Below are 2,230 nucleotides of genomic sequence, written 5' to 3' on the forward strand. Positions count from 1 at the left end.
CGTGTGCCACTGGCACTGTCGGGAATCGATGGCAAGATCATCGCCGCCTCCTACGCGATCAACCTGCTGTACCAGTTCGGCATCCACACCGAGGTCATCGACAAACTGTGGGCGCCTGTCGAATTCGTGTTCAACACGCCGAGCCATCACCGCGTGCACCACGGCTCCAACACTGAATACCTCGACCGCAACTACGGTGGCGTGCTCATCATCTGGGACCGTATCTTCGGCTCCTTCGAGCCGGAGGGCGAGCGGGCGATCTACGGCCTCACCAACAACGTCGACACCTACAACATCGCAAAGATCAACGCCCGCGAGATCGTCGCGCTCTGGCAGGACGTCAAGAACGCGGCGAAGTTCTCGGACAAGCTCGGCTTCCTGTTCCGGGGTCCGGGTTGGCAGCCACAGCCGACCTGAGCGACCAGCTCGGCCGGCGGGCTCGGCACGCTACTGCCGCGTGGCGATCCGCTCGCCGTTGCCCAGGATGGCTGACTACTCGGGGCCGCGACTGGTGAAGTCGAAGGATCCGCCGTCGATGCCCCAGGAGATGACCCGTTCGGGGTGGATTCGGATGATCGCGCGTTCCTGGTGTGGGAACAGTGGCTCCGCGTCATCGAGCGCCTCGGCGGTGCCGCGTACCTCGATGCCGCGAATCACATACGGATCCAAGGAAACCTGTTGGTCGATGACGAACGACACCCGGCTGCCCGCCTCGACATTGCGGTACTTGCGGGTGGCGCGCATCCGCATGCCGCCGATGTCGACCGTGCCGTCGGCGTTCACCCGATAGTTGGTCGGGTTGTTCTGCACAACGCCGTCGGGCGACACGGTGGCCAGCCGGCCGATCCCTGCCTCGGCGAGGAACTGCTGTTCATTGATGGTGAAGGTCATGTCGGTTACTCCTCGGTGAGATTCAGAACAGGATCAGTGCGGCGCACAGTCCGGCGATGGCGATGAACTGCAGGGTGATCCGGTATTTCAGGATGCTGTCCCACTTGTCTTGCAGCGCACGGGCATCGGCTGGAATGATGCCGCTCTGCGCGGCGGCGGTCTGCTGGGTATTGATCGGCTTGGCGATGCGGACGTAGAAGGCGAGCCAGGTCAGCAGCGCCGCCACCGTGATCCCCGCCGCGACGGCGGCGCCGATCTGCCCGGCCCACAGCGCGATCAGCAGCGTGAGTACCGCGGTGACCACACCGCCTACACCGAACACCGGCATGCGTTTGTCGCCGTAATAGTGGCCCCATCCCGCGCTCGTGGTCACGGTCGCGTCATCGAGCTTGCGGTAGACGGACCGCATGATCACGGCCCCGCAGACATCGGTGCCGTAGACGACGGCATTGGCGAGAACGGCGACGGCGGCAATGATCTGGCCGGTGATGATGAGCATTGTCGGCTCCTTATCCTGACTGCTAGCAGTGCTAGAAACTGGAGCAACGGTAACATCCGTCCGCTAGCTTGTCTAGCGTCGCTAGATATCTCGCGCAGAAACGTCTCACCTCGGCGACCCGCGGCCATGGCTGTCGGGCTACCGCGACCTGTCGGTCGGCGGGCCTACGCTGAGCGCGTGTCGGTGCTACCTCTGATCTTCACCGCAGGCTGGGCCAGCGGGATCAACGCCTATGCGGTGGTGTTCCTGCTCGGGCTGTTCGGCCGGATCGGCTGGACCGACGACGTGCCCCCTGGGCTCGAACGCACCGATGTGCTGGTCGCCGCGGGTGTGCTGTTCGTGATCGAGGCTGTTGCCGACAAGATCCCGTATCTCGACTCGTTCTGGGACGCGGTGCACACCGTGGTGCGGCCCGCCTCGGGCGCGGTGGTGTCGGCTTTGATCGCAGGCCAGGATGATTCGCTGCCGACCCTGTTCGCCGCGGCGGTCGGCGGGACTACCGCCTTGGCCAGTCATATCGTCAAAGCCGGCACCCGCATGGCGATCAACACCTCGCCGGAACCGGTTACCAATATCGCGATGAGCACCGTCGAGGATCTGAGCGTCGGCGGCATCCTCGCCCTCGCCATGTTCTTCCCGGTGCTGGCCGCGGTGATCGCCGCGGTCCTGCTCGCCATCGGATTGTGGATCGTCTACGCCTGTGCCAGCCGCATCCGGCGCTACCTTCGTGGGGGGGGGGGGGGGGGCGACGGTGGCGGGGGGGGCGGGGGCGCCGCCCCCGCAGAAAGGTGGGGACAAACGCTCTGTTTATAAAATTAAAATTAGAACGCGATATAGAGT

General features: G+C 64.5%; 4 protein-coding genes. 2 read left to right on the top strand and 2 right to left on the bottom strand.

The annotated features are described in order from the left end of the window. On the top strand, positions 1 to 417 hold a 417-nt coding region (locus ACFWPJ_RS30910), incomplete at its 5' end, for a sterol desaturase family protein (RefSeq protein WP_378856765.1). A gap of 75 nt (positions 418 to 492) precedes the next feature. On the opposite strand, the gene ACFWPJ_RS30915 is transcribed toward ACFWPJ_RS30910, so the two are convergent. Further along, on the bottom strand, positions 493 to 891 hold the full coding sequence (locus ACFWPJ_RS30915; protein ID WP_378856767.1) for a PPOX class F420-dependent oxidoreductase: 399 nt from the start codon (positions 889 to 891) through the stop codon (positions 493 to 495). Positions 892 to 913: 22 nt separating this feature from the next. Further along, positions 914 to 1,390 (bottom strand): DUF1772 domain-containing protein, encoded by a 477-nt coding sequence (locus ACFWPJ_RS30920; RefSeq protein WP_378856769.1) that lies wholly within the window; start codon positions 1,388 to 1,390, stop codon positions 914 to 916. Positions 1,391 to 1,567: 177 nt separating this feature from the next. Between ACFWPJ_RS30920 and ACFWPJ_RS30925 the strand changes: the two genes are divergently transcribed. Then, positions 1,568 to 2,203, top strand: coding sequence for a DUF4126 domain-containing protein (locus ACFWPJ_RS30925; RefSeq protein WP_378856771.1), 636 nt, complete (start codon positions 1,568 to 1,570; stop codon positions 2,201 to 2,203). Positions 2,204 to 2,230 lie beyond the last annotated feature (27 nt).

The sequence above is a fragment of the Nocardia sp. NPDC058497 genome, assembly GCF_042720195.1.
Taxonomy (GTDB): domain Bacteria; phylum Actinomycetota; class Actinomycetes; order Mycobacteriales; family Mycobacteriaceae; genus Nocardia.